We start from the raw sequence: 25,848 nt of genomic DNA on the forward strand, positions 1-25,848 counted from the left end.
ATATGAAAACAAAATACTTTTACTTATTGCTTGCTGGCCTTATTACGGTATTAGCTGCCTGTAAAAAAACGATCTATCCCGATCCGCTGCCCCAGAACAAGATCCTGGAGTATAAAGTGGTGAATGTTCAGGATACGGTGATTTACGGCGCAGTTGATAATATAGAAAATACCATAACTGTTTATATCCCTTACTATTATGGATTAACGGTTATCCAGCCTAAGATCACTTTAGATGCCAATGCCACACTCACAACTTCTGCCGAACCGGTGAGCATTGACAATACAGGCCAAACCTACACGGTAAAAGGTGGAGATGGCACAACACGTACCTATAAGCTGAACATTATACAGCAAAATACTGCCAACCTGACTTTAAACTGGTTTGAAAGTGATCCACGGGCGATCCCTAATGGTCAGCTTACCCTTATCAGCGGAAATTTTTTGAGCACAAGCACAGCTACATTAAATGTAACCTTGACAAATCCTGCTACTAATAAAACAGTGTTGGCTGATTTGAGCACTGCCCAGATTGTTGCCAATGGCGATAATTACGGCGATACTTATATCCTGGCTATTAAAGTACCATTAGATATTGACAGCGGCCGCTACAATGTTCAGGTAGATTACCTTGGCCATTCGGTAAAAATGGATGAACCGCTTCGTGTTTATTATAATGTCCCTGCTATAGCAACAACATTCAATACGCAAACTGTGGCCGCCGGCGATTCGATCAGCTTCCTTAATCAAAATAATGTATTTATCGATTTGAAATCGGTGAAGGCTACTATAAGAGGCCAGGCTTATGAGTTTCCGATACAAACCAGTACCCGCACAAAAATTGTCATAAAAATTCCGGAAGGTTTGCCTGTTGGCAGCTGGGGCTATACGCCGTTTAGTTTCCAGTTTGGCAACTGGCAACCGGTAGTAACCAATGTGCCGTTGGTAGTTAAAGCCAAAACCGGCGGTTAAAACATTAAGTGCTTCGCTATCGAAGCGGACAATATTCAACCCTATGTTTAACAATTAAAACCGACGCCTATGTAAATATCAAAGCCCTGAAAACACAAAAACCAGCAGGTAAATTCTCGCAAACCACCTGCCGGTTAAGATCAATGCGCTTTATAAGTCCTGCATACATTATCCTGGACGATAATGAAGGCCTTACAGCGTTCAACATGCGTATTAAATAAAATTTAATTTAAAAAAACAAATACCATGATTTCAATAATCAAAAACTTATCAAAAACAGCTGTTGCTGTTATCACTGCTTCAGTAATATTTTCATCTTGCCAAAAAAACAATAGCGACACCGTAAAACCTTTAGCTGCTGCAAACCAAAGTGCGACTGTTACCGGTATTACCACTACATTATTAACCGGTAATTACGGAAGCCCAACACCGGCACCCGGTACATACGGTACAAAATATCTGAATATTGCTACCGGCGCTCAGGACTCAATTGGCGCTATTACTTATCATTTGACTTTTACTTCAACAAATAACCTGGCTATTGCTGCAAAATCAGGCTATACACTTAAATATTTAAATACTACTAAAACACTTAGTACAGTTAACAACAGTGATTATACATCTGCAACCACTGTTTCAACCACCCTGGGGCTAAATACTGCTACCGATTCCCTAAACAACCCGGTTGGCGCAAACGGATGGTTGAATTACAACATCACTACACACGCAGTAAACTACACTCATAATGTAGTATTGTTCCTTAACAACGGGACTACCACTTATGCTTTCCAGTGCTATGCTGCTGATGGTCAGGGTTCAGCTACCCTGAACAGGGGCCGTTACTGGTTCCGCAGAGGTACTTTGATCAATTAAGTTAAAGTCCTGTTTTAAATAACATTAAAGGGAGGGCGGGGCCTTCTGATCCGGGTTCGGTACCTCTCTTTAATGATTATCATAATTACCCGTTAAAAAGATGATTAAAATCAAACAAATACTTTATTTATCCTTCATTGTTTTAGTTTTCATGCTGCTTGGTTCCTGCAAAAAAGAGTATGTAAAAACTGCGTATAATAATGTAGAAGAATTTACCATTGCAGATTCGGCCGGGAACAAACTCAAGGCCTCCATTGTGGGCGACAGCATAAGGGTTTACTGGCCTCCTTTTCAAACTGTTCCCGCTAATGTCGCGCCGCAGATCTCGGTTTCCTCCGGTGCCAGCATCACTCCCGCATCGGGCACAAGCGTTGCTTTTAAAAAGGGGATTTCCTATACGGTTATTGCGCAGGATGGCAGTAAAAAAACTTATTTCCTGGTGCCGATGATCAATCAGCCAGCACCTGTTTTTAGTATAAATGAAAGCTCCATAAACCAGGCAGGATATTTATTCCTCAAAGGGCAATATTTTATACCGGATACGTCACAAACTAAATTGTTTTTGGTGAACACTGCCGGTAAGCAGATTTCACTGAGTTTAAAAAATGCGTTAAGTTTTAATTCTCTCGCCATTACCATCAGACTTCCTAACGATCTGAGTATTGATACCGGAGACTATAAGTTAAAACTGATAAACGGATCCAATACAGTTGTTAAAGGTCCGTTTCATATAGGCCCGCCTGATTTTTCTTCATTTCTGCTCAGTGCATCCTTTAATCAGGCCGGTAAAACATTGAAAATCGGAGATGAGATCAGCATAAGCTATGTCATTTCAGAACTGGGGAAAAAATACTATGCCGGAGTATTTGGCAATCTGCAATTGATGGTCCGCCCTGTAAATGGCTCGGCCGAGGGGTACGATGATGTTTATTATGACATCCCGCTGAGTGGTCAGGATGGACAAACGCTGCTTAAATATAAACTACCGGCAGATGTGGTTCCTGGTAGTATAATTTTAATGATGCCTAACTATGAAATAGCCAGCAGCGGAGAAATCGGTTATCCATACTATTGGGATGGCACTACAGAGCCGCTTACTACCATCACCAAATAACTAATTAACGATCAGTAACTGGAGTACACTTATTGGCACTGCTAATTAAATTAAGAATCATACAAATGCGGTTATTAAGAACCTTGGGAATTATAGCATTTGCTGCTGGCTTGTCGGCTTGCAGGAAGAATGCTATTACCTCAGAGGTTCCGGTTTCGCCTACAACAGGTACACGTACCCAGTTTACCCTTGATTCTATTTACTTGTATGCCAAACAAATTTACTTGTGGAGTGATGCATTACCATCATATACCGCATTTGATCCGCGGAAATATGCTTCGGATCCGTTAGCCTTAAACGCGTTTAATTCCGAGCTTTTTGATGTTTCGCAATTAAAAGTTAACCCACAAACGGGCCTTAAGTACGAAGAGCCTGTAAACCCGGGTTCTCCAAAGTATTCGTTCCTTACGGATTTAAATGCGAATGGTGAACTGGCCGCCGTTGGCGCACCTACATTGGGTGCAGTGTTAAAAGATACGGTGATTGGCAAAAATATAGGATACGTAGCTCTTGGTTCTTTCCCTGAGCTTAGTACATGCAAAGATGCACTTGATGTCGCGTTTTCGAAACTGACTGCGGCTGGTCCACAGCAATTGGTGGTTGACCTGAGGTACAACGGCGGTGGCTTTGTTGAAACCTCGGAGTATGTGGCCAATTTAATTGCCCCACCAGCCCTAAGCGGAAAGGTGATGTTTTCAGAACAGTACAATGCTTTATTACAGGCGTCAAACGCAAGCATCCTTAAAAATCAAACTTATTATGATGCAAACGGCAAAACGGTAATTTACAAAGGCCGCACCGCTAACCTGGCTGATGTGGATTATACCGAAGCCGGGAATACACACAAATTCAGTAAAAAAGGTGGATTGGAAACAGTAAAGGATATCTATTTCATCACCGCCTCGGCTACGGCTTCAGCTGCCGAGTTGCTCATCAGCAGTATGAAACCCTATTTTAACGTGAAGCTTGTGGGCGGCACCACTTATGGTAAGCCCGTAGGTTTTTTTCCGGTGAAGATAGATGTTTACAGCGTTTATCTGTCAAGCTTCCTGATCCGTAACGCCCAGGGCTGGTCTGATTATTTTCAGGGGATCCCGGCAGATGTTCAGGTAGTGCAGGGGGATGATCCTGTATTGGGAGACCCTGACGAGGCCTGTTTGAGCGCTGTACTCGGGCTCATCAATGGTGCATCATTAAGCACCGTGCAACAAAAGGCAAATGACAAAAAGGTACAAACTGCTTCCATATTTAAATCAAACGCCGGAACTATAAGAGTTCCTGTCGGGATGGTCGAAAACAGATTGAAACTAAAGGATAATTAATATACAAAGGGGGAAATTCTCCCATAAAAACTAACACATGCTAAGTACAACCATTAAAGAGGCTACTAAAGAAGCCCACCAGCAATTAGAGAAAAAAGTAGTTCAGAAATTGAAAGCCATCCGCAGTAACCAGGATTATGCCGATCTGTTGAGGCATTTCTATGCTTACTTCAATCACCTGGAAAAAGCAATTGCGCCGTTTATCACAGCCGATCTTTTACCTGATTATGCACAACGCAGAAATTCATCCTTCCTTAAAAGTGATATAGAGGCGTTGGGCGGAAATGTCGATAATCTGCCGGAAACAACCGTTCCTGCAATCACGAACTCAATCCAGGCGCTTGGTGCTTTGTACGTAATGGAAGGCTCTATAATGGGTGGTAGTATCATTGTACAAATGCTGGCCAAAGGTGGTATTACTGAGGGGGTATCCTTCTTTTCGGGTTACGGGCCTACTACCGGCCAGATGTGGGGCGCTTTTATAGCTGTATTAAATGCCAGCGCCAAAAACGACGGCGAAGAGGCTATTGCCGTACAAACTGCAAACGACACATTTAATCATTTCGCCGCTGTATTTGCGGAAGCAGAACAACCTGTTAACGGATAATAAGCCGTTGCTGCATATTGGAGGATAAAAATAATAACTCTTTTTTAGTGAAATTGTAATGAGGATAAGATCAAAGATTGAAGGTTTTGATGAATGGTTATTTATTGAGGAATTGCCGGACGCATATTCGCCCGGCTCGCAGCTCTCTGAAAAGCATATTTCCATCAAAAGGGAGTCGGTAAAGAAGCTTTTCTATTATCAGTTAAGTTCAGGCGGATTGTTTTTGCTTCATTCCAATATGCAGTTCAATGACCCCATTCGTATCCTTTCGGAAGTTGAGGGAGAGACCATCACTTCGCAATTTATATTTTATGAAGGGGGAAATATGCCGGTAAAGATCCCTCGGAAAGGCATTTATGGAAATAATCGCCATAACATCCGTTATATACCTTCATCAAAAGGCAAATACGAAGTTATACCGGGGATGGAATACCGCTATTTCCTTATGGTACTTTCCAAAGAGTATTATTTCCATCTTATCGACAGGCATGCCTTGATCCACTCCTCGTTTGTTGCGGCCATTATGGAAGGTAAATACACATCGCTTGCGGCGCAGGATTTAGCTGTAACTCCCGAAATGAAACGGGTGATCAATGACATCTGCGAATGCAAAAAAACAGGGGAGATAAAAAAGTTTTATACCGAATCGAAAGTACTTGAGCTGCTTATGCTGCAGCTTGAACAGATGCAAAATAACAATGCCGATGATGATGGGCCGCAAATAAAAACGGAAGACCTGGAAAAGCTGTACCAGGCTAAAGAATTGCTTGATAAAGTATATGTTAACCCTCCAACAATTAAAAAACTTTCGAGGATAATAAGTTTAAATGAATTTAAACTTAAGCAGGGTTTTAAAGCCTATTACGGTACCACCGTGTATGGATATATTACAAGACTCAGAATGGAGACAGCAAAAAAAATGATCATTAATGATCATAAAAGTATAGGGGAGGTGGCCCACGCTATTGGATTTAAGCACCAGGCCCACTTAACCAGTGCTTTCAAAAAATATTACGGGATTTTACCAAGCGAGATAAAGTTAACAGTGTAATTGTTTTGGGACAATAGATTAGTAAGACTTTATATACCATTCGGCGTAACTTAAATGAACATAATTATTTATCAGCGGGGGTTATGCCCGGTACCTCTCGCTTTTTATTTTTCAGGCCTCGTGCTACTAAAAATAGCGCAAAAACGGTTAAGGCAATAGATATCACCGCACTTTTAGAAACCGCACCCAAAATAGCCAGGTTGCCTCCCGCGGCCATAGCACCGAAAACGGCAACACCTATGGCTCCGGCTGTTTGCCTTGCTGTATTTAATATTGCCGAAGCTGTTCCTGATAATGTTTTATCCACACTGGATAAAATACCATTGATCATAGCAGGTACAGCAAGGCCCATTCCCATAGGAATGATCAGAAAAGGCAGAAAAAGTTCAAGGTAGGGTGTATGCTCATGAGCTATAAATAACCCGGCAAACCCGGCTGCGAACATGATAAGGCCTGCAACAATAGGCTTATGAATACCGTAACGATTAATTACGCGACTGCTAATTACATTGGAAATTACAAATCCTATTGTTAGCGGAAGAAAGGCAAACCCGGCAGTAAGCGAAGGATAATTAAGCACCTTTTGCAGGTACAAACTCAGTATGAAAACAGTGCCATAGTAGGAACCATTTAAAACGGCACCCAATACCAAAAGTGAATTGAATTGCCCCGACTTAAACAAATGAAAGGGCAGCATCGGATGAGCTACTTTAGTCTCTATCCATAAGAAAACACCAAATAACAGCAAGCTCAATAGCAATCCGCCCCAAATCATCACGTTGCTAAACCCGAGCCTTGGCACCTCAATAATGACGCTGATCAGTATGGTTACCGATAACATCCAGATGAATTGACCTGCGAGGTCGAAGCTTTTCTTACTTGTTTTTGCAGTTTGCTCCATTTTGAAACTCAAAATATAGCCAATAACACAAATTGGGATGTTAACTATAAAAATATAACGCCAGCTGCTAAATGCTATCAGTAAACCGCCAATGGTAGGGCCGGCAGCGAGGGCGGCGCTACCTGCTGCTGTCCATAAACCTACAGCGCGTGTGCGGAGCTTCGGCGTATGAGCGAATTGGTGATTAAGCAATGCCAGCGAGCTTGGAATCATCATGGCTGCACCAATGCCCTGAGTTATCCTGAAAATGATGAGTGTAAGGGCATCTGGCGCCAATCCGCAGCCTGCTGATGCAATGCCGAAGATGATCAAGCCCATCTGAAAAATCCTTTTTGACCCTAACAAATCGCTAAGACTACCTGCTGATAGCATAAGCACTGCAAAAGCAAGGGTATAAGAATCTATCACCCATTGAAGGGTGCTGATACCGGCATGATAGGCTTTGGCTATTTCGGGTAAGGCTATATTAACGATGGAAACATCAAGCTGGGCTACTACGAAGGCGAGGCTGGTAGTTAATACGGCCCAACCAAAGCCCGGCGGATTTGTACTTGTTTTTTGACTCATATGAAGCAGCCAAAGGTAAGGATCAATTTGCACCGGGAATGGTACTATTCAACGGTTTGCTGGGGTAACCTGTTTATTGACCCCGGTGTGACTTATAGCAAGAGTTTGCCAGGGTAAAAAAGCATACTAACCAGATCGCTTGGTTTAAACAGACCTGGTTAGTATACGTGTGGTTGTTATTGGCAACAGCTATTTTATATCCCCTGCTTCAAAAAGCTCGTCCAGGCGCTGGTGCGAATCGTTAACACCGCGCTCCATGCCTGACTTTAACATGCCGTCACGGTCAGCTACGGATTGAAAAACTGACTGAACGGTTACTCTTGTTCTGTTATCAGGCAATGCCTCAAACAGAGTTGTTTCAAGCGTAACGTGGCCACTTTCAGGCATGCCCTCAAATTCAAATGTTTGTATAATACGTTCGGGTTCACTTATGTTGTGTATTACACCATGAAAACAATAGTCGTTACCGGCCTTATCTGAGTGGATGTATCGATAAGAGCCTCCGCTACGGCAGTCATATCTATCTATACTCATTTTAAGTTCGCGGGGGCCAAGCCATCTTACAATAAGATCAGGATCTGTAAAAGCTTTAAAAACAAGTTCGCGCGGTGCTTCAAATTCGCGGGTTATAAAAAGCTCCTGTTTGCCTGGTTCGGCTTTAATGCCGGTTTGATTTTTTGTGGTGATCATGGTGTTTTTTATTTAGGTGATTGGTTAATCATTATCATAAGCCTCCTGCAAAAGCTTGATATCCATTTTGGTCATCTGCATCATGGCAGCCATAACTCTTTTGGCTTTTTCAGGGTTTTCGTTGTTGTAAAGTAATTCGCTCATCACTTCCGGAACAATTTGCCAGGTAACGCCAAATTTATCATCAAGCCAGCCGCATTGGCTGGTTTTTCCGCCGCCGGCAGGTAAAGCCTCCCACAGGTAATCAATTTCTTCCTGATCTTTGCAATTGATGTAAAAGGAAGTAGCAGGCGAGAACTTGAACATCGGCCCGCCATCTAAAGCCAAAAACTGCTGGTCCTCTATCCGGAAGGTTCCAACTGTCATTTTACGACCATTACCCGGATCTGTAAGAGAACTAACTTCACTTTCTGAGTTTTTGAATACCGAAGTATAAAACTTTAATGCTTCTTCAAGGTTGCCATTAAACCATAAAAAAGGGGTTAATTTCTGGGTTGCTTTAAATGTTGCCATTGGTTTTTGTTTTAATTGATTAAAATTTGTTGCTTTTGATATCTCAAAGTTACCTGCATCGACGGGGGCTCATGGAGTGTAAAAACGACGAGTTAAGGGGGCATTAACGACAAATTGGTTTTTATCTTCCTGGCATTTTGCTCATATCCATGTGCAGTACATTCCAGCTGTGGCCATCAGGGTCTGTAAACAGGCAACCGTACATCCAGCCGTCCATTTCGCGGGGCTTATGATTGCTTTTGCCGCCTGCTGCAACGGCTTTTTGTGCCCATTGGTCAACTTCCTCCTTACTTTCCGCGTCGATGGATAGCAGTACTTCAACGCCAATAGCAGTATCAGCAAGACCGCAGTTTTCGACAAAGCCTTTAAAGGTGGCTTCATCAAAAAGCATAACCGTAACATCTTTTTCTCCAACCTGCATAGCTGCAGAGTTTGGTCCATTCCCAAATTGCGAATTAAACCTAAAGCCGAGTTTGCTGAAAAACTCCTTCGATACATTTACATCTTTTACAGGCAGATTGATCCAGAATTGCTTTGTCATAATTGATTATTTTAAAGGTTTATTATTGCTTTTTAGTTCTTCAAGGAGGGTGTCAAGGGCATCAAATTTTTCTTCCCAAACTTTGCGGTAGCGTTCTACCCATTTGGCTACTTCGTCAAGTTGTTTCAGCCGGGGCTCACAATATCGTTCCCTGCCGTGTTTCTTAATAGTTATAAGGCCGCACTCGGTGAGGATTTTTATATGCTGGGATATGGCTGGGCGACTTACATCAAAATTATCTGCTATGGCATTCAGGTTCATTGGCTTAAACGCTATGAGATTGATAATATCCCTGCGGGTTGGATCGGCGATGGCCTGAAAAACGTCTCGTCTCATCTGGGTTAAAAATTTATACGTAAGTGATTGCTTACAAAATTATATGTAAGCAATCACTTACGCAAATTTTACTAAAGTTTTTTTTACGATGGATTAAAAGTTAAGAAACCCAGACGTCCCGGTCTGTATACATTCTAAAAAAAATCATCATCTTTGTGCCTCATAATATATCCTTACAGTATGTTGTTTGAACAAATAAGCCAAAAGCCGTTCTTTATTCTTGGTCCGTGTGTAATGGAAAACCAGGAGTTATTATACACCGTTGCAGAAAAGGTTGCCGAAATGGGGCAGAAGTATAACGTACCTGTGATCTTTAAATCGTCATTTGATAAAGCTAACCGTACTTCAATCCATTCGTACCGCGGCCCGGGTTTAGAAAAAGGCATGGAAATGTTGCTGAATGTTAAGCAGCGTTTTGGCTTGCCGGTTACTACGGATATTCATGAGCCCTTCCAGGCAGCTATTGTAGCTGAGGTTGCTGATATATTACAGATTCCCGCGTTTTTATGCCGCCAAACCGATCTGTTGGTTGCAGCTGCCGAAACCGGTAAGATAGTTAACGTAAAAAAAGCGCAGTTCCTTTCAGGGCATGATATGTTTTATCCTGCTCAAAAAGTTATTGAAGTCGGTAACAACCAGGTGATATTAACCGAGCGTGGTAATATGTATGGTTATAATAACCTGGCTGTCGATTTCAGGAATATTTATGATATGAAAGCATTCGGCCATCCGGTTTGTATGGATTGTACACACTCGGTGCAACGCCCGGGCGGAGCAGGCGGCAAAACCGGAGGAGACCGCACCTTTGTACCTATGATGGCACTGGCAGCTAAGGCCTTTGGAGCAGATGGATATTTCATGGAAACCCATCCAGACCCTGATAATGCATTAAGCGATGGCCCGAATATGATTAGGCTGCACGAGCTGGAGAAAACCCTGGCTCCATTGATCGGATAATTTTTGTAGTGTGTCCGGATCTATGAAAGATATTGCAAAAAGGGTTTTTGATATTGAAATTGAATCGCTGCAGCATGTGGCCGGTTTAATTGACGATGCTTTTGCTGCTACTGTTGATGTAATTCTTCAATCAACAGGGAAGCTGGTAGTTATAGGCATTGGCAAATCTGGCCTTATCGGCAAAAAGATAGCGGCTACGCTGTCAAGCACAGGTACTCCAAGTTTCTTTTTGCACCCGGGCGAAGCTTTTCACGGCGATTTGGGTATGGTAAGTAGCAATGATATCGTTTTGCTGATTTCCTACTCGGGTGAAACTGATGAGGTGCTAAAGCTTATCCCATATTTAAAATGGAATAAAAATGTCATGATCGCCATAACTGGTAATCCGGCATCAACGGTTGCCAAAAACTGTAGTTATCATCTTAATATAAAAGTTGAACGGGAGGCATGCCCGCTTGAACTGGCACCTACATCATCAACTACTGCTGCATTGGTTATGGGCGATGCCCTTGCCATAGCGCTAATGGAATCGCGCAATTTTCAGCAGCATGATTTTGCCCGTTTCCATCCGGGAGGCAGTCTTGGGCGTAAGTTGCTTGTAAAAGTTAAAGATCTGATGCGTACTGATAAGCTGCCTTTTATCAATGAAGATGCTTCATTTATGGATCTGTTATTGCGCATGTCTGAAGGCAGGTTAGGTATGGTTATGGTAGGTGATGCATCCCGGATAAGCGGGGTTGTAACAGATGGTGATCTTCGCCGGGCTTTACTTAAGCATCCGGATACTTCAACCTTAACAATAGCTGAAATTATGACCCTTAACCCCGTTGTTATTGATGAAAATGAGTTTGTGGGGTATGCAGAGCAGCTGATGCTCGAAAAGAAAATAACTACGTTACTGGTTGGCTCGGCCGAAGAAAGATCAATAACGGGTGTTTATCAGATATATACGGCATAAATAGCTAAGGGTAGCGGTGGTTGTATACTCTTTGCCTTTGCGATAGCTCATTTTAGTAATATTTAGTTAACTTTACCGGTATCTATAATCTTCTACCGTACTAATTAAATGTCTGATCAATCAAATCCGATCACCAATAAATTTCAGGCTCCTGCAAATATCCATATTGCAATAATAGGTCTTGGTTACGTTGGGCTACCCCTTGCCGTCGAATTTGCAAAAAAATATCCTGTAAAAGGTTTTGACATTAAGCAAAGCCGGGTTAATGAACTAAGCAATGCTTTTGACCGTACTCTTGAAACCAGCACAGATGAACTGTCGGCAGTTTTAAATTTAAACGATGAAAGCAAGGGGCTTATTTTTACCTCACAGATAAAGGAGATTGCTTCGTGCAACGTATATATTGTTTCTGTTCCTACACCAACAGATCAGCATAACCGGCCAGATCTTAGCTTACTTATCAATGCAAGTAAATCAATAGCAAGTGTATTGAAAAGGGGGGATGTGGTTATTTACGAATCTACAGTTTACCCTGGTGTAACAGAAGAGGTTTGCGTGCCTGTTTTGCAAAAGGAATCAGGTTTGCAGTATAACAGTGATTTTTTTGCTGGATACTCGCCGGAACGGATCAATCCAGGAGACAAAGTCCACACGTTGACTAATATTTTAAAAGTTACTTCAGGCTCGACGCCTGAAGCGGCCGATTTTATTGATGACCTTTATCAATCAATTGTAAAAGCGGGAACGCATAAGGCCCCTGCCATTAAAGTTGCTGAAGCATGTAAGGTAATAGAAAATTCACAACGCGATATCAACATCGCTTTTGTAAATGAGTTGGCTAAAATATTCAACATTATGGATATTGATACGCACGCAGTATTAGCGGCGGCTGGCACCAAGTGGAATTTTCTGAATTTTAAGCCGGGCCTTGTTGGAGGGCATTGTACAGGTGTTGACCCTTACTATCTTGCTGCAAAGGCACAGCAAATGGGGTATCATCCGGAAATTATCCTGGCGGGACGAAGGCTTAACGATGGCATGGGTAGCTACGTTGCCCTTGAGGTTATCAAGTTGATGATAAAGAACGATATCGCGGTTAAAAACTCAAAGATACTTGTGCTCGGGTTTACTTTCAAAGAAAATTGTCCCGATGTTCGAAATACAAGGGTTATCGATATTATAAAAGGTTTTGATGGATTTGATGCCGTTTGTGAAATATATGATCCCTGGGCCGATCCGGACGAGGTAAAAAAGGAATACGGAATAGTCACATTTAAGAATTATCATGAGCTAACCGGCGCTTATGACGCCATTGTTATGGCCGTGGCCCATCGGGAGTTCTACAATATCGACTATACAAGTTTAAAACATACGCCATCATCAGTTATTTACGATATCAAAGGTGTTGTAAACAAGGAGGTTGTAAATGGACGGTTGTAAATGTTGCTTTTACAGTTATTTTTTCACATAAAATTCATAATTTTCTCACTGTTAACACAGAATTCATTTTGAATAAATTTCTTAATTTCTAATTTTGTGACTGCGGAAATAATACATTTGTAACGGTGTCTCGATTTAATTATGACATTGTTATTTATAAATAATTATAGTAATTTAACAGGATAGCATACTACATAAGCACATATACATGATTCACAGATACGCTACTTTTATTAAAGCAGTGAACCTTACCATCGATTATATTATACTTAATATGAGCATGGTGATTTCTTACTTCATCGAAGACCGGTCATACGTTTTTTGGATAAACAATAGGAAATATCTGCCGATTGTGTTAGTCTTTAATCTTATTTGGCTCCTATCTGCAAATATTACCGGTTTATATGAACATGTGCTTAATAAGGATTCAATTAAAACATATCGGGGTGTAATTAAAACTTACCTGCTGTTTGTAAGTTTTATCTGTTTTACGATAATCATATTAATCGGGACAAATGCATATTTCATAACACGCGAGTATCTTTTTTATTCGCTGGCTTTGTTCGGTTTCCTGCTCGGTTTATGGAAATTGATATTCCTTACTATACGTAAAAGCGACCGGGCCTCACTTATTGATACCCGTGCCGTTATCATCATAGGCGGCGGCCGTATTGGGGCCGACCTGTACAGTTTTTTTAAGCAAAATCCCGAGCGTGGTTATAACCTTGTTGGTTTCTTTGATGACGGGATTGATACTGTTTTGGATAAAGGTCTTTATTTAGGAGGTACTAATGATTGTATAAGCTATGTGCTTAACAATAAGGTTGATGAGATATTTTGTACGCTTCCGAACTCCGAAGCCGTGAAAATAGAGCAATTGATGCTTGACGCTGATAAAAACCTGATCCGGTTTAAATTTGTACCCGAGTATTACGATTATGCCAAAAAGCCAACTTTTATACAAAGCTTTGGTCATATCCCCATAATTTCCGTAAGGCCCGAGCCTTTAGAAAACATGCTCAACCGCTCTATCAAACGCTTGTTTGATATTTGTTTTTCGGTATTTGTTATCCTGTTTGTTTTTAGCTGGCTTTTTCCAATTTTAGCTATTATCATAAAACTTGAATCACGGGGCCCTATTTTCTTTGTACAGGAGCGCTCAGGCAGGGATAATAAACCTTTTAAATGCTACAAATTCCGTAGCATGAGGGTTAATCATGATTCAGATAAAAAGCAGGCTACACGAGGCGATTCGCGTATAACAAAATCAGGGGCTTTTATTCGCAAAACAAGTATAGATGAATTGCCGCAATTTTTCAATGTGATATTGGGCAATATGTCTATTGTAGGGCCAAGGCCGCATATGATAAGCCATACACAGCAGTATTCGCAGCTTATTGATACGTTTATGGTAAGGCACTTCCTTAAACCTGGTATCACAGGCTGGGCACAGGTATCAGGATTAAGAGGCGAAACCCAAACAACACAGGCTATGCTCGAGCGTGTTGAAGCTGATGTTTGGTACCTTGAGAATTGGTCGTTCTTATTAGATATGAAGATTATCTTCCTGACCGTTTGGAACGTGTTTAAAGGCGAGAAGAACGCATTTTAACATGCCGGTGTTCCGGGATCAGCTAAATCGCAGTGTAACCCTTTCCGGAGTTCCTAAACGGATCATATCAATTGTCCCTTCGCAAACAGAATTGCTGTTTTATCTCGGCTTAAACGCCGAGGTGATCGGCATTACCAAATTTTGTATATATCCGGCAGAAAAGTTTACCTCTGTAACAAAAGTAGGGGGGACGAAGCAGCTTGATATTGATAAAATTCGATGGCTTAAGCCTGACTTAATTATTGCTAATAAGGAAGAAAACGACCGCCAGCAGGTAGAAGAACTAATGAGTTTTTGCCCCGTTTGGATTAGCGATATTTTTGACCTTAATTCGGCTTTACAAATGATTATCGGCATTGGAGATGTCACGGATCGTATTCAGCAGGCTAAAGCGCTGTGCGCGGTTATAAATAGCCGCTTTGACGATATCAGCCTCCCTTTGGCAACATTAAATGTAGCCTATTTTATATGGCGTAAGCCTTATATGCTTGCCGGCAGGAAAACATTTATTGATCACATGCTGCAAATATGTGGTCTGAATAACATAGTTGAGACAGAACGTTACCCGGAAATTGACGTAGCTGCCTTAAATCTTATTAATCCAGACATTGTCTTTCTATCATCAGAACCATACCCATTTGCTCAAAAACATATTGAAGAGTTTGGGATGCTTTTACCAAAAGCTAAAATAGTTTTGGTTAACGGTGAAATGTTTTCATGGTATGGAAGCCGGCTTTTGTACGCACCAGAGTACTTTGAACAACTAATGAAAGAGGTAATGAAAAATTAATTCCAACTAAATGAGCACGATAGCAAAAAAATGAAAATTATGTTTTTAAGTATAATATTAAACGCTATCTTTGCAGCCTGTTAAAACAGAAACGCGGAAGTGGCGTAATTGGTAGCCGCACCAGACTTAGGATCTGGCGCTTCACGGCGTGGGGGTTCGAGTCCCTTCTTCCGCACAGTAATGGGAAACCCTCTTTAAAGTGATTTAAAGAGGGTTTTGTTTTTTGTGCAGTTTTTAATAATGTGTTTAACGCAAATATTGGATCAGCCGGAAAAGTTGTGGGGTAATGAATTCAGGCAAAGATTTTAGCGATTCTGAAAGGGAAGAAAGCAGCGTCTCTTAAGCCCCTAACTGTTGCCCCGAAAGCTTTATTTTAGCATTAAAAGATTCGGTGTTTAAGGGGGCAGGGATCAATCAGAAAGTGTTTGCTTTCTATTTATGTACAACAAAGGCAATTTAAATCTATCAACTCGGTTTTAAGTATTGTAAAATTATTTAACCGATAGGTCGTAAGGAATAGTTAGTTTACGATTAGTTTCAGTTATTGCAACATTGATTAACTTGATACTTTAAGTATCAAGTTAGGTATTATAAAGGAAAAAGGATCAAATATATTCTAAAAAGAATGAGCCCGGCATTTAACCGGGCTCATTGCTGTAAATAAGTAAATTAAGTTTTGGTGTAGCACTTATAATTAAGTTGTATAGCCCAGGATCTTTAATACCTGTTTACTATTTTGCTCCTCGCCAAATACTTCAAAGTTGAAAGTTTCGTCCCTGTTACGGCGAATGATCACATGCTTAGGTGAAGGCAATAAACAGTGGTGGATGCCACCATAACCACTTAGAACCTCCTGGTAAGCACCGGTATTAAAAAAGCCTAAATATTGCACCTTACGGGTTTTAGGCATAAATACACTGTTCATGTGCGCTTCCTGGTTATAATAATCCTGGCCGTCGCAGGTGATACCGCCAAGGTTCACACGTTCGTATTCCGAATCCCAGTTATTAACCGGTAATAGGATATATTTTTGGTTCAAAGCCCAAACATCGGGCAGGTTGGTGATGAACGAGCCATCAAGCATCAACCAGCGTTCACGATCGTTCTGTTGCTTCCGGCCTAATACCTTGTATAGGATACCTGAAGCTTCGGCTACAGTGTACTTACCAAACTCTGTAATGATATCCGGCTCCATGGTATCATGCTCGGCACAGATCTCCTTGATCCGGCTTACAATTTCGTTGATCATGTACTCATAATCAAAATCGAAAACCAGCGAGTCTTTAAATGGCATACCGCCGCCAATATCAAGCGTATCCAGGTGCGGATTAACCTTCTTGAACTTACAGTAAAGAGTTACATATTTCTCCAGCTCGTTCCAGTAGTATGGTGTATCAGAAATACCCGAGTTGATGAAGAAATGTAATAACTTAACCTGAAAGTTAGGGTTATCCTCAATTTTGTTATGATAAAAATCAATAACATCTTCCATACGCACACCTAAACGTGAAGTATAAAACTGAGAATCAGGCTGCTCTTCAGCCGCTATCCGAATCCCCAGGTTACATGGGGTATCCATTTCAATTTCATCATCGTAAAGGTTAAATTCCTCTTTATTATCCAATACCGGGATGATGTTTTTGAAACCATCATGCAGCATATCGATAATATAGGTTTTGTACTGGAAGGTTTTAAAACCGTTACATATTACAGTTATATCCTTTGTTACAGTGCCTTTTTTCTCCAGGGCGTCAATCATTGGCATGTCAAATGCCGAAGATGTTTCCAGGTGGATCTCGTTTTTCAGGGCCTCTTCAACGATGTGCCTGAAATGCGAGCTCTTGGTACAATAGCAGTATTTATAACTGCCGCGATAATTATTTTTGATGATAGCCTGTTGAAACAGCAGTTTAGCCTGCTGGATCTTTTTGGATATCAAAGGTAGATAAGTAAAGCGTAGGGGGGTGCCGTACGTTTCAATCATCTCCATCAAATTTAGGTCTTGAAAATATAGTTCATCGTCGATGATCTCAAAACCATCTTGTGGAAAACCTACACTTAAGTCAAGAAATTCCTGGTAACTCTGCATCCTTAAAAATTTTGGGGCAAAAATGTAATTTTTAAACGGAATATCCGGCTATTTGTTAGGATAATTTTTATTGACAGAATGTAATGTTTTTGTAGCGAAAATAAGGTGTTATCTTACGTGCTGTAAATCAGCTTGTTTCAATCGAAAAATGACTGGTATTTCGACATTTTTATTCACCGGAAATTGACGCGCTGATACGCACTATAATGGCGGTATAAAACTGTGCGGAATCAAGGCAGGCATAACTATGCTACCGCCGCTTCTTTATTATACTTATTACGGTAATCAATGGGGGATATCCCGGTGATTTTTTTGAAAACAGTGCGGAATGCTTTAGCATCGGTATATCCAACATCATACATCACCTCGTTAATGTTTTTTGGGGTACTTTCCAATTGCTTTTTAGCGGCTTCAATTTTTACACGCTGGATGTACTCAACCGGGGTGTTGTTGGTAGCTTTTTTAAACCGGCGTTCAAAATGCCTCCTGCCAATGGCATACTTTGATGAAAGGTCTTCAACCGAGATCTTCTCGGTAACATTATTTTCTATGTATTCCTGGGCTTGCTTTATCGGGTCGTCTTCATGCTTTTTTTGCCCGGTGAACATGGCAAAAGGTGATTGACTTTTCCGGTCTATCTCCAGGGCATAGATCTTGGCAGCCATGATGGCAACATCCCTGCCTGCATATTTTTCAATCAAAAGCAACAACAGGCTCCAGTAGGATGTAGCGCCACCGCTTGAATAAAGCCCCTGTTGTTCGGTGACAATACGCCCGTCAACCAGCGTAACTTCAGGGAACATGCTTCTGAATTTGTCGGCAGTGATCCAATGACTTGAACATTCCTTACCATTTAACAATCCGGTGGATGCCAGTATGAACGATCCTATACAAAGGCTTACTATTTCAGCACCCTTATGATATTGGTCTATTATCCAGGGCACAAAATCCTGGTTTACCTTTACCGCGTTTTCCAGATCGCCACTTATGGCCGGGATGATAACCATATCACTTTTCTGTAATTCGGTTAATAACACATCGGGATGAACGGAAAACATGCCGCCATGTACTTTAACTTCCCTGGCAAGGCCAACCATATGCACATCAAACACAGGCTGCCTGCCCATAGATTGTAAAAAATCGTTGGCACCGGTAAAAATGGTGCGGGCATCAACAATACTGGCTAAAACCGCTTCATTGGGTATCAGGATAGCAACATGTTTCATTTTATCGATGGTGTAACTGGTTATCTGTAGATAAAGGTAGCGAATACCAAAGTCGCAATCAACCCCTAAATATGTCCAATTTGCACGCTACACGATTTTAGCTTCAGGGATAACTTTGTATCGTTAACAAATCAATAATCACACACAAAACAATATCATCATGAAACCAAAAACAATTAAAGCCCTGTACTGGATATTTACCACTCTTTTTTTATTGGCAATGCTTGGGGATGCTTATGGAGGTATCACCATGCAGCAGGCAGGTAAAGATTCTTTAGCTAAACTTGGTTACCCCATGTACCTGCTGGTTATAATGGGGGCGGCAAAAATAGCCGGTGTGCTGGCCATAGCACAAACAAAATACCGGGTTATCAAAGAGTGGGCATATTCGGGCTTTACCATCAGCTTTATCGGCGCGTTTTTATCATGGTTTGCCATTGGGGCAGGTGAGGCTATGCTTGTCCCGCCGGTAGTAATGTTATTTGTTATGTTTTTTACTTACTACTTATGGAAAAAGTATGAGCAGGTAAAAGACCTGGGCTTAACCAATACCAAACTTGCCGGGAAAACCGAACTGGCTTAATCATATAAGCTTAAATATTTAATCCCGGGTTTTATGAGCTCAATACATAGAAATCGCTTTTAAAATAGCTGAGAGGAGGCACCTACGGAGCCTGAATATTAATCCGTTTTGTGGCTATAAACATGATACTCCTACGGAGTTGTTCTACAGGTTTTACTAAACTCCGTAGCAGTATCATGTTTATAGGAAGTGAAATAGAAAAACCTTAAGGCTCCGTAGGTGCCTCCTGTCAACTATTGATTTTAAGCTATTTTTTCGAGTTAAACCAATATGACCATGCGCAAACTGGTAGTATCCTTAAATGTTACGCTGGATGGCTTTGTAGCAGCAGATGATGAAAGCCTTGACTGGCACGCACCGTACTGGACTGATGAAATAGCCGAAACAACAGCAGAACTGCTTAGCCGGGCAGATACTATTTTATTGGGCAGGAATACCTACCAGGCCATGGCCGACTATTGGCCCTTCCAGGCTAAATGCATGAACTTTCCACGTACCGATATTGCTTATGCAGATATGATGAACAATTACCAAAAAGTGGTTCTTTCGTCAACCATGAATACTGTTTGGTGGAACAATTCTTTGCTCCTTAAAGGCAACTTACAGAAAGGAATAGCCCGATTAAAAAAGCAGCATGGCCGTGATATCCTTACTTATGGAAGTGTCAGCTTAGTGAAAAAGCTGATGTCAGTGAATTTAGTTGATGAGTATCAATTTTGGGTACACCCGGTGATTTTAGGTCATGGTAAACCGCTATTTAATAAGTTAAAGAATAACATGTCATTAAAATTAGTGCGACAGAGAGTTTTTTCATCAGGTGTGGTTTTGATGGTTTATCAAACAACTAATTCATAAATACAGGCGGGCTTTACAGATCACGTTTTTACTGCTGACACACTGTTGTCAATAGTGTGTTACACCTTTGTTTGAAAATATGTGATCTATTATGAACAGAGCCGACAGGTTGCTCAGGGTATTGGTGTTACTGCAAACCAGGGATGTGGTGTCCATTGAGCTGTTGAAAGCGCATTTCCATGTCAGTACCCGCACAGCCTACCAGGACCTTGAAGCCTTAAAGCAACTTAAAATTACAGTAACATTTGAAGCCGAAAAAGGCTGTTTTATTTTAGTTGCCAGCTGCCCCTCGCCGGATAATAATAACGAGATCGTTTCTCAACCGATGATGGTTATCCCTCCGGCCATAAAAAATGAGTTGTTATCCGTTATCTCACGCGAAGTAAATAATGATCCTCAAAATTCATCGTCGTAGTTTACTTTCCCGTTCGTAAGCCTCACGTAATCTACCGATCCTGTACCCTGGAAGCGAAATACAATCCCGATTATTTTAGCACGACTGATGCCTTTAATCACCGTGTAAACAAGCTTGTTGTCAATAAATATTTGTGCCTTGCCGCCGTGTGACACTATTTTAAGCGGCACATCTTTTTCAAAATCAACCCCGAAGGCAGAAAGATCATTTTTTTTGCCGGATACCTCGTAACCTGCAAAATACATGTCGATATCAGATACACAGCCTTTAGCGCTAAGCGGGATCCAAATAGCTGTACCTTTACACAAAATATAAATAGTGCTCAGGCGACAGGCGGCCGCGCCTTCATTATAATTGTTTTTGACAGAAGTTTCAAAAGTGAAATCATTGCTGTAAATCTCCCCAAAATCTGTAACGTTGGTATAAACCACATACGGTGGGGTAGGTTGCATGGCAATATTCCGCTCTTTGATCTTTTCGGGCGAGAGTGATAGTTTTCCATCTGCCATGGCGTCCTTTTTTTCATAATAGACAGGTACGGGCTGCTTTTCAACTATCGGTAGCCATCCGTTTGATTCAACCAGCAGTTCGTGCTGTTTTACAATTTTACCCCCTACAATGAGCTTGGCATAATAAAAATCAGGGAAGTAATAAATGGACGTATGCTGGCGGTCATTTTTGGAAACGTTAACCCGTAGGTGCCCGTCCCATGATTGCTGGATAGCAACAGAATCATAAGGGGACTTACTGGCATCAAAGTCAAACACAACTGAGTTGGGCAATCCCGAAGTGATCACTTTTTTACTGCTGAAAGTATAATCTTTGAGTATGATAGGTGGTTTCGGATGCTCGGTACGTGAAGCGATGATCACAACTAATAAAATACCTACCAGCGTTAAAATGCCCAAAGCATAAGGCATCGACCTGAAACTTTTCTTTACTGGCTTTGCTTTAGGCAGATCTTGCTCTCCGGGCTTGCCTACGGGAACAAATTGCATGCTGAATACCCGGAAGTTTTCATAGTCCAAAAACTGCACCAGCGTATCCATGGTGTAGGTATTGGGCAGGCTATCATATTTAACCTTACCCCAGATGCGTTTCAGCGTAACGTGGCTTATGGAGGCACCGGTTTTCTCCCTTATCTTTTCGCTCAGATTTATAAAATCCTGGTTCTTCCAGTTGCTGCTGTCGCCCCAGCCTGTGAAAGTCTCGTATTGTTTTATCAGTTCGGTAATAAGCAGTTCCTGTGCGGGCATATCCATTGGTCAAAAATAGCCGGTAAATCAGTTCAGATATTATTTGTACGGGCTTGTACCAACTTGTACAGGCTGTGAATTGCTATAGACTTGCTGGCAGGCTAATTTTATCAGCAATTAATAAACCTAATATACCATAACCTAACCAACAATGAAACAAATAATAAGCAGGATCAGCACCTACATTTATGCTACAGTAATGTTTGTATTCGGGATTCAGCATTTTATGTACGCTGATTTTGTGGCAACACTCGTGCCCGGCTGGATCCCCTTTCACCTGTTTTGGGTATACCTAACGGCCGTTGGGCTTTTAGCTGCCGCTGTAAGTATTTACGTTAATCTGTACGCCCAATGGGGGGGGGTTTATTAGGATGCATGATATGGGTATTTATTTTAACCATCCATATCCCGCTACTGATCAACAGTCATTTTGATGCCGGGAAAATAACCAATGCCCTGAAAGATACCGGCCTTGCATCATGCGCCTTTATACTTGCGGCCTTTTATGAGCGGGAGGGGTAAAATTAATATCAATATCATGTGTAACATAAATGCGTTTATTGTAGTCTCTTTACCATCAATCCGCACCTTATGAAATTGAATTTTAAACATGTTTTTTTGGTAGTAGCGCTTACTGTTTTAGTCGCAGGGGAAACCCTTGCCCAGCGAACCAAAGCGGCTAATATTGATACCCTGGTACAAAGGGCCAACAAATTAGGCTTGTTTAACGGCAATGTGCTGGTTGTAGATCACGGAAAGATAATTTATAAAGCTGCCATAGGCTATGCCGATGCTGGCAAAACAATTAAGCTTACGGATCAATATCGCTTCCATATTGGTTCGATAGCTAAAGAATTTAATGCCGTTGGCATCATGATGTTACAGGAGCAGGGCAAATTGAGCCTTGACGACAAGTTATCCAAATACCTGCCTCAACTACCTGCCTGGGCCGATAAGATCAGGATTATTAACCTGCTGCAGTACACCAGTGGCTTGCCCGATGTGAAATGGAAAACTGTTAAAAGCGATGCCGATAACATGGCTGATTTAATGAAGGTTGATTCGCTTGATTTTGAACCCGGTAAAAAATATGCTTATAATAATAACAACGTTTTTCTGCAGCGGCGCATTATAGAAAAAATAACCGGTATTAGCTTTAAACAATTTGTTGAGGATTACGAACTGAAGCCTGCGGGTATGAATACCGCTATTGTTGACCCTGTTGAGCAGGATGCACATGTGGCAAGATCATATGATAATACTGGAAAAGCGGATGGTTTGGTATACCCCATATCCGGCTGGACTGCCGTAACGCTCGATGATTTTTATGCATGGGCTAACGCGATAGACAGGTTTAAGTTAATAAGCCCGGTTGCCACACGCGAGATCATTAATGGTATAAGCCCCGGAAGGCAATCAGGCCTTGGCGGTGGCAGTATGGATAACGGAAAGATGATCAGCCATATCCATGATGGTACTTCTTTAAATTACCAGGCTTTGTTGGTAAGTAATGCGCCCAGCGGCGTTACAATTATACTGATGACCAATAATAAGCAAGGCAACCTGTACTCCATTGAAAAGTCAATTGAGGCGATTTTAGCAAATAAGCCCTATATGCAGGTCAAAAGGTCATTTTTGGATGAGTTCAGCAGCAAACTTGATTTAATGAGCGGCGACCAGATCATTAGTTTTTACAATGATCTGAAAAGCAAACGTGGGAGCGAGTTCAGTTTTGATGACGAAAATACCTTAAACGAAACGGGCTATTATCTCATGAATAAAAAACGATTGGCTGATGCTGTGACAGTTTTTGAATACAATACCAAATTGTTCCCAAAATCGGGTAATGTGTTTGACAGCCTGGGCGAGGCCTATTACAACCAAGGTAATAAGCCATTGGCTTTAATGAACTATAAAAAATCATTACAGCTTGATCCTGCAAATGATAATGCTAAGAAATTCATAACTGAATTGGATAGATAGGGGAGCCCGGAATAAAATATAAGGTGTTTATGGAAAGCTGAATTTCGCAAACATTCGTCAACTCGTATATATCCGTCTGTTAAAGCCGGTTTGTTTTGTGAAGGCGGCTAAAATCTATTAAGTACAATCCTTATTTTAATTCAAGTAGCAATGGCAACGATAAACCAGGTTGAACGCTTGAAGTCAAGTTTGTTTAGAGCTTAAAATTTATAAAACTTTTATTGTAGCATCTTGTTCAGATAACATTTGCCAGATATTGCCCCTGTTGTACATTTTAGTTTAAAACTTATTCAATTTTTGGGCTGGCATATTTAAAAAGATGATTTAACTTTAAGGCGTTCCGGTTTGGCTATTTATTGCCATATTTGAAACAAAACCGAACCAGATAAATAGAAAACATACAACCACTTATGCAGGAATTAGACCCCACCATTCTTCAAAAAGCAAACTCATGGCTTCAAGGAAATTATGATGCTGATGTAAAGCAGGAAATTCAAAAGTTAATTGATGATAAGGCATATACCGAACTTACAGATTCATTTTACCGTGATCTGGAATTTGGTACAGGAGGTCTTCGCGGTACCATGGGGCCTGGTTCAAACCGTATCAATAAATACACCATAGGCGCAGCCACTCAGGGCTTAGCCAACTACCTCAAAAAAACATATCCTGGCGAGAAGATTAAAGTAGCTATCGCTCATGATAGCCGTAATAATGCCGATTTCTTTTCAACCATTACTGCCGAGGTTTTCTCTGCTAATGATATTTATGTTTATTTTTTTAAGGCTTTACGCCCAACTCCTGAGCTATCGTTTGCAGTACGCCATTTAGGCTGTAAAAGCGGTGTAATGCTTACAGCATCGCACAATCCTAAAGAGTATAATGGTTACAAAGCTTACGGTGCCGACGGCGGGCAGTTTGTTGCACCTCACGATAAGGCTGTGATGGACGAAGTTGCTGCCATTAGCAGTGTTGATGACATCAAGTTTAACCGCGTTGATGCTAACATTGAAGAAATAGGAGAGGAAATTGATGAGCTTTATCTGAGCAAGATCACCGAACTTTCTGTTTCGCCTGATGCTATAGCGCGCCAAAAAGATCTTAAAATAGTTTATTCACCTATTCACGGTACCGGTATTACATTAACCCCTCAGGCCTTGAAAAGGTTTGGCTTTGAAAATGTGATCCTGGTTGAGGAGCAAATTACACCCGATGGTAATTTCCCGACAGTAATTTATCCAAACCCCGAAGAGAAAGAAGCATTAACACTTGCGCTTAAAAAAGCACAGGAAACTGATGCCGACCTGGTATTAGCTACAGATCCGGATGCCGACCGTGTGGGCATTGCTGTTAAAAACACCGATGGTGAGTTTGTGCTTTTAAATGGCAACCAAACAGGCGCCATGCTGATCAATTATTTGCTAAGCGCTTGGGAAGAAAAAGGCAAGCTTACCGGTAAAGAATACATTGTTAAAACCATCGTTACAACGAACCTTATCGAACGCATAGCCGAAGCCAAAAATGTTACTTATTATAACACCTTAACCGGCTTTAAATACATCGGTGAACTGATGACCCATTTTGAGGGCAAACAAACCTTTATTGGCGGCGGTGAAGAAAGCTACGGTTATTTAATAGGCGAACTGGTAAGGGACAAGGATGCTGTTGTTTCAAGTGCATTTATTGCCGAAATGACCGCTTATTACAAAGACAAAGGCAGCAGCTTGTTTGAAGCTTTAATTGATACTTATGTTCAATATGGTTTTTATAAAGAAAAGCTTATTTCTTTAACCAAAAAAGGTAAAACCGGTGCCGAAGAGATCAAGGAAATGATGGAGAAATTCCGCACCAATCCTCCTGCTACATTAGGCGGCTCAAAAGTAACTACACTTAAAGATTACGAAAAACGTATTGAAACTGACCTGGTAAGCAATACAACCAAGCCAATTGAACTGCCAACTTCTGATGTATTGCAATTTATCACCGAAGATGGAAGTATCATTTCGGCCCGTCCTTCAGGTACAGAGCCTAAAATCAAGTTCTATTGCAGCGTAAATGGCAAACTTGAAACTAAAGAAGCTTATAACGAAACAGATAAGCAACTTGATGCTAAGATTGCCTCAATTATGCAGGATCTTGGCGTTTAATTGCTGAAATAAATTCAAAAAAAATCCCGGTCAATTTATATTGACCGGGAT

At 41.2% G+C, this 25,848-nt stretch carries 26 protein-coding genes and 1 tRNA gene; 19 read left to right on the forward strand and 8 right to left on the reverse strand.

The annotated features are described in order from the left end of the window. The first annotated feature begins 2 nt into the window (after positions 1 to 2). The 6 genes from MTO98_RS14685 (at position 3) to MTO98_RS14710 (ending at position 5,938) form a co-directional block, all read left to right on the forward strand. Positions 3 to 971: a hypothetical protein gene (locus tag MTO98_RS14685; protein WP_243487357.1), complete on the forward strand. Its 969-nt coding sequence runs from the start codon at positions 3 to 5 to the stop codon at positions 969 to 971. A 246-nt stretch (positions 972 to 1,217) separates the two neighbouring features. Continuing rightward, entirely contained in the window at positions 1,218 to 1,844 is a 627-nt protein-coding gene (locus MTO98_RS14690; protein WP_243487358.1) for a hypothetical protein, read from the forward strand. A gap of 100 nt (positions 1,845 to 1,944) precedes the next feature. Next, positions 1,945 to 2,958 carry a hypothetical protein gene (locus MTO98_RS14695; protein ID WP_243487359.1) on the forward strand — a complete coding sequence of 338 codons (1,014 nt, stop codon included), beginning with the start codon at positions 1,945 to 1,947 and terminating at the stop codon, positions 2,956 to 2,958. Between the two features lie 65 nt (positions 2,959 to 3,023). Beyond that, entirely contained in the window at positions 3,024 to 4,280 is a 1,257-nt protein-coding gene (locus MTO98_RS14700; protein ID WP_243487360.1) for a S41 family peptidase, read from the forward strand. Positions 4,281 to 4,317: 37 nt separating this feature from the next. Next, a complete protein-coding gene (locus MTO98_RS14705) occupies positions 4,318 to 4,887 on the forward strand; it encodes a biliverdin-producing heme oxygenase (protein WP_243487361.1) in 570 nt (189 codons plus the stop codon). 58 nt (positions 4,888 to 4,945) lie between these two features. Further along, positions 4,946 to 5,938, forward strand: a complete 993-nt coding sequence (locus MTO98_RS14710; protein ID WP_243487362.1) for a helix-turn-helix transcriptional regulator — start codon at positions 4,946 to 4,948, stop codon at positions 5,936 to 5,938. 64 nt (positions 5,939 to 6,002) lie between these two features. Here the strand turns inward: MTO98_RS14710 and MTO98_RS14715 are convergent, their stop codons facing one another. From MTO98_RS14715 to MTO98_RS14735, 5 genes are all read right to left on the reverse strand, one after another. Then, positions 6,003 to 7,406: an MFS transporter gene (locus MTO98_RS14715; RefSeq protein ID WP_243487363.1), complete on the reverse strand. Its 1,404-nt coding sequence runs from the start codon at positions 7,404 to 7,406 to the stop codon at positions 6,003 to 6,005. A gap of 189 nt (positions 7,407 to 7,595) precedes the next feature. Further along, complete coding sequence (locus MTO98_RS14720) at positions 7,596 to 8,096, reverse strand: SRPBCC family protein (RefSeq protein ID WP_243487364.1); 501 nt, start codon at positions 8,094 to 8,096, stop codon at positions 7,596 to 7,598. Between the two features lie 24 nt (positions 8,097 to 8,120). Continuing rightward, the gene (locus tag MTO98_RS14725) at positions 8,121 to 8,609 is read right to left on the reverse strand and encodes a VOC family protein (RefSeq protein WP_243487366.1); all 489 of its coding nucleotides are present in this window, start codon (positions 8,607 to 8,609) and stop codon (positions 8,121 to 8,123) included. 121 nt (positions 8,610 to 8,730) lie between these two features. Then, positions 8,731 to 9,150, reverse strand: coding sequence for a VOC family protein (locus MTO98_RS14730; RefSeq protein WP_243487368.1), 420 nt, complete (start codon positions 9,148 to 9,150; stop codon positions 8,731 to 8,733). A 6-nt stretch (positions 9,151 to 9,156) separates the two neighbouring features. After that, positions 9,157 to 9,486, reverse strand: coding sequence for a helix-turn-helix transcriptional regulator (locus tag MTO98_RS14735; protein ID WP_243487370.1), 330 nt, complete (start codon positions 9,484 to 9,486; stop codon positions 9,157 to 9,159). Between the two features lie 180 nt (positions 9,487 to 9,666). On the opposite strand from MTO98_RS14735, the gene kdsA reads away from it, so the two are divergent. The 6 genes from kdsA (at position 9,667) to MTO98_RS14765 (ending at position 15,418) form a co-directional block, all read left to right on the forward strand. Further along, positions 9,667 to 10,443: a 3-deoxy-8-phosphooctulonate synthase gene (gene kdsA / locus MTO98_RS14740; RefSeq protein ID WP_243487371.1), complete on the forward strand. Its 777-nt coding sequence runs from the start codon at positions 9,667 to 9,669 to the stop codon at positions 10,441 to 10,443. 22 nt (positions 10,444 to 10,465) lie between these two features. Further along, a complete protein-coding gene (locus tag MTO98_RS14745) occupies positions 10,466 to 11,401 on the forward strand; it encodes an SIS domain-containing protein (protein ID WP_243487373.1) in 936 nt (311 codons plus the stop codon). A 108-nt stretch (positions 11,402 to 11,509) separates the two neighbouring features. Further along, positions 11,510 to 12,841 (forward strand): nucleotide sugar dehydrogenase, encoded by a 1,332-nt coding sequence (locus MTO98_RS14750; protein ID WP_243487377.1) that lies wholly within the window; start codon positions 11,510 to 11,512, stop codon positions 12,839 to 12,841. Between the two features lie 208 nt (positions 12,842 to 13,049). Beyond that, complete coding sequence (locus tag MTO98_RS14755; protein WP_243487379.1) at positions 13,050 to 14,453, forward strand: undecaprenyl-phosphate glucose phosphotransferase; 1,404 nt, start codon at positions 13,050 to 13,052, stop codon at positions 14,451 to 14,453. Position 14,454: 1 nt separating this feature from the next. Next, a complete protein-coding gene (locus MTO98_RS14760) occupies positions 14,455 to 15,243 on the forward strand; it encodes an ABC transporter substrate-binding protein (RefSeq protein WP_243487380.1) in 789 nt (262 codons plus the stop codon). Between the two features lie 93 nt (positions 15,244 to 15,336). Further along, positions 15,337 to 15,418: transfer RNA gene (locus MTO98_RS14765), tRNA-Leu, on the forward strand. 519 nt (positions 15,419 to 15,937) lie between these two features. Here MTO98_RS14765 and MTO98_RS14770 read toward each other — a convergent pair. Then, a complete protein-coding gene (locus MTO98_RS14770) occupies positions 15,938 to 17,332 on the reverse strand; it encodes an arginine decarboxylase (RefSeq protein WP_091206294.1) in 1,395 nt (464 codons plus the stop codon). Between the two features lie 245 nt (positions 17,333 to 17,577). Beyond that, on the reverse strand, positions 17,578 to 18,558 hold the full coding sequence (locus tag MTO98_RS14775; RefSeq protein ID WP_243487381.1) for a GlxA family transcriptional regulator: 981 nt from the start codon (positions 18,556 to 18,558) through the stop codon (positions 17,578 to 17,580). A 160-nt stretch (positions 18,559 to 18,718) separates the two neighbouring features. On the opposite strand from MTO98_RS14775, the gene MTO98_RS14780 reads away from it, so the two are divergent. The 3 genes from MTO98_RS14780 (at position 18,719) to MTO98_RS14790 (ending at position 20,411) form a co-directional block, all read left to right on the forward strand. Then, entirely contained in the window at positions 18,719 to 19,141 is a 423-nt protein-coding gene (locus tag MTO98_RS14780) for a DoxX family protein (RefSeq protein ID WP_243487383.1), read from the forward strand. Positions 19,142 to 19,417: 276 nt separating this feature from the next. Continuing rightward, the gene (locus MTO98_RS14785; RefSeq protein ID WP_243487384.1) at positions 19,418 to 19,996 is read left to right on the forward strand and encodes a dihydrofolate reductase family protein; all 579 of its coding nucleotides are present in this window, start codon (positions 19,418 to 19,420) and stop codon (positions 19,994 to 19,996) included. A gap of 91 nt (positions 19,997 to 20,087) precedes the next feature. Then, complete coding sequence (locus MTO98_RS14790; RefSeq protein ID WP_243487387.1) at positions 20,088 to 20,411, forward strand: HTH domain-containing protein; 324 nt, start codon at positions 20,088 to 20,090, stop codon at positions 20,409 to 20,411. On the opposite strand, the gene MTO98_RS14795 is transcribed toward MTO98_RS14790, so the two are convergent. Next, on the reverse strand, positions 20,393 to 21,673 hold the full coding sequence (locus MTO98_RS14795; RefSeq protein WP_243487388.1) for a hypothetical protein: 1,281 nt from the start codon (positions 21,671 to 21,673) through the stop codon (positions 20,393 to 20,395). The genes MTO98_RS14790 and MTO98_RS14795 overlap by 19 nt on opposite strands. A gap of 145 nt (positions 21,674 to 21,818) precedes the next feature. On the opposite strand from MTO98_RS14795, the gene MTO98_RS14800 reads away from it, so the two are divergent. The 4 genes from MTO98_RS14800 (at position 21,819) to MTO98_RS14815 (ending at position 25,797) form a co-directional block, all read left to right on the forward strand. Further along, the gene (locus MTO98_RS14800; protein WP_243487389.1) at positions 21,819 to 22,037 is read left to right on the forward strand and encodes a hypothetical protein; all 219 of its coding nucleotides are present in this window, start codon (positions 21,819 to 21,821) and stop codon (positions 22,035 to 22,037) included. 5 nt (positions 22,038 to 22,042) lie between these two features. Next, positions 22,043 to 22,189, forward strand: coding sequence for a hypothetical protein (locus MTO98_RS14805; protein WP_243487392.1), 147 nt, complete (start codon positions 22,043 to 22,045; stop codon positions 22,187 to 22,189). Between the two features lie 69 nt (positions 22,190 to 22,258). Then, positions 22,259 to 23,650: a serine hydrolase domain-containing protein gene (locus tag MTO98_RS14810; RefSeq protein WP_243487393.1), complete on the forward strand. Its 1,392-nt coding sequence runs from the start codon at positions 22,259 to 22,261 to the stop codon at positions 23,648 to 23,650. Between the two features lie 410 nt (positions 23,651 to 24,060). Next, a complete protein-coding gene (locus MTO98_RS14815; RefSeq protein ID WP_243487394.1) occupies positions 24,061 to 25,797 on the forward strand; it encodes a phospho-sugar mutase in 1,737 nt (578 codons plus the stop codon). Positions 25,798 to 25,848 lie beyond the last annotated feature (51 nt).

It is taken from the genome of Mucilaginibacter sp. SMC90 (genome assembly GCF_022811725.1).
Classification (GTDB): Bacteria; Bacteroidota; Bacteroidia; order Sphingobacteriales; family Sphingobacteriaceae; genus Mucilaginibacter.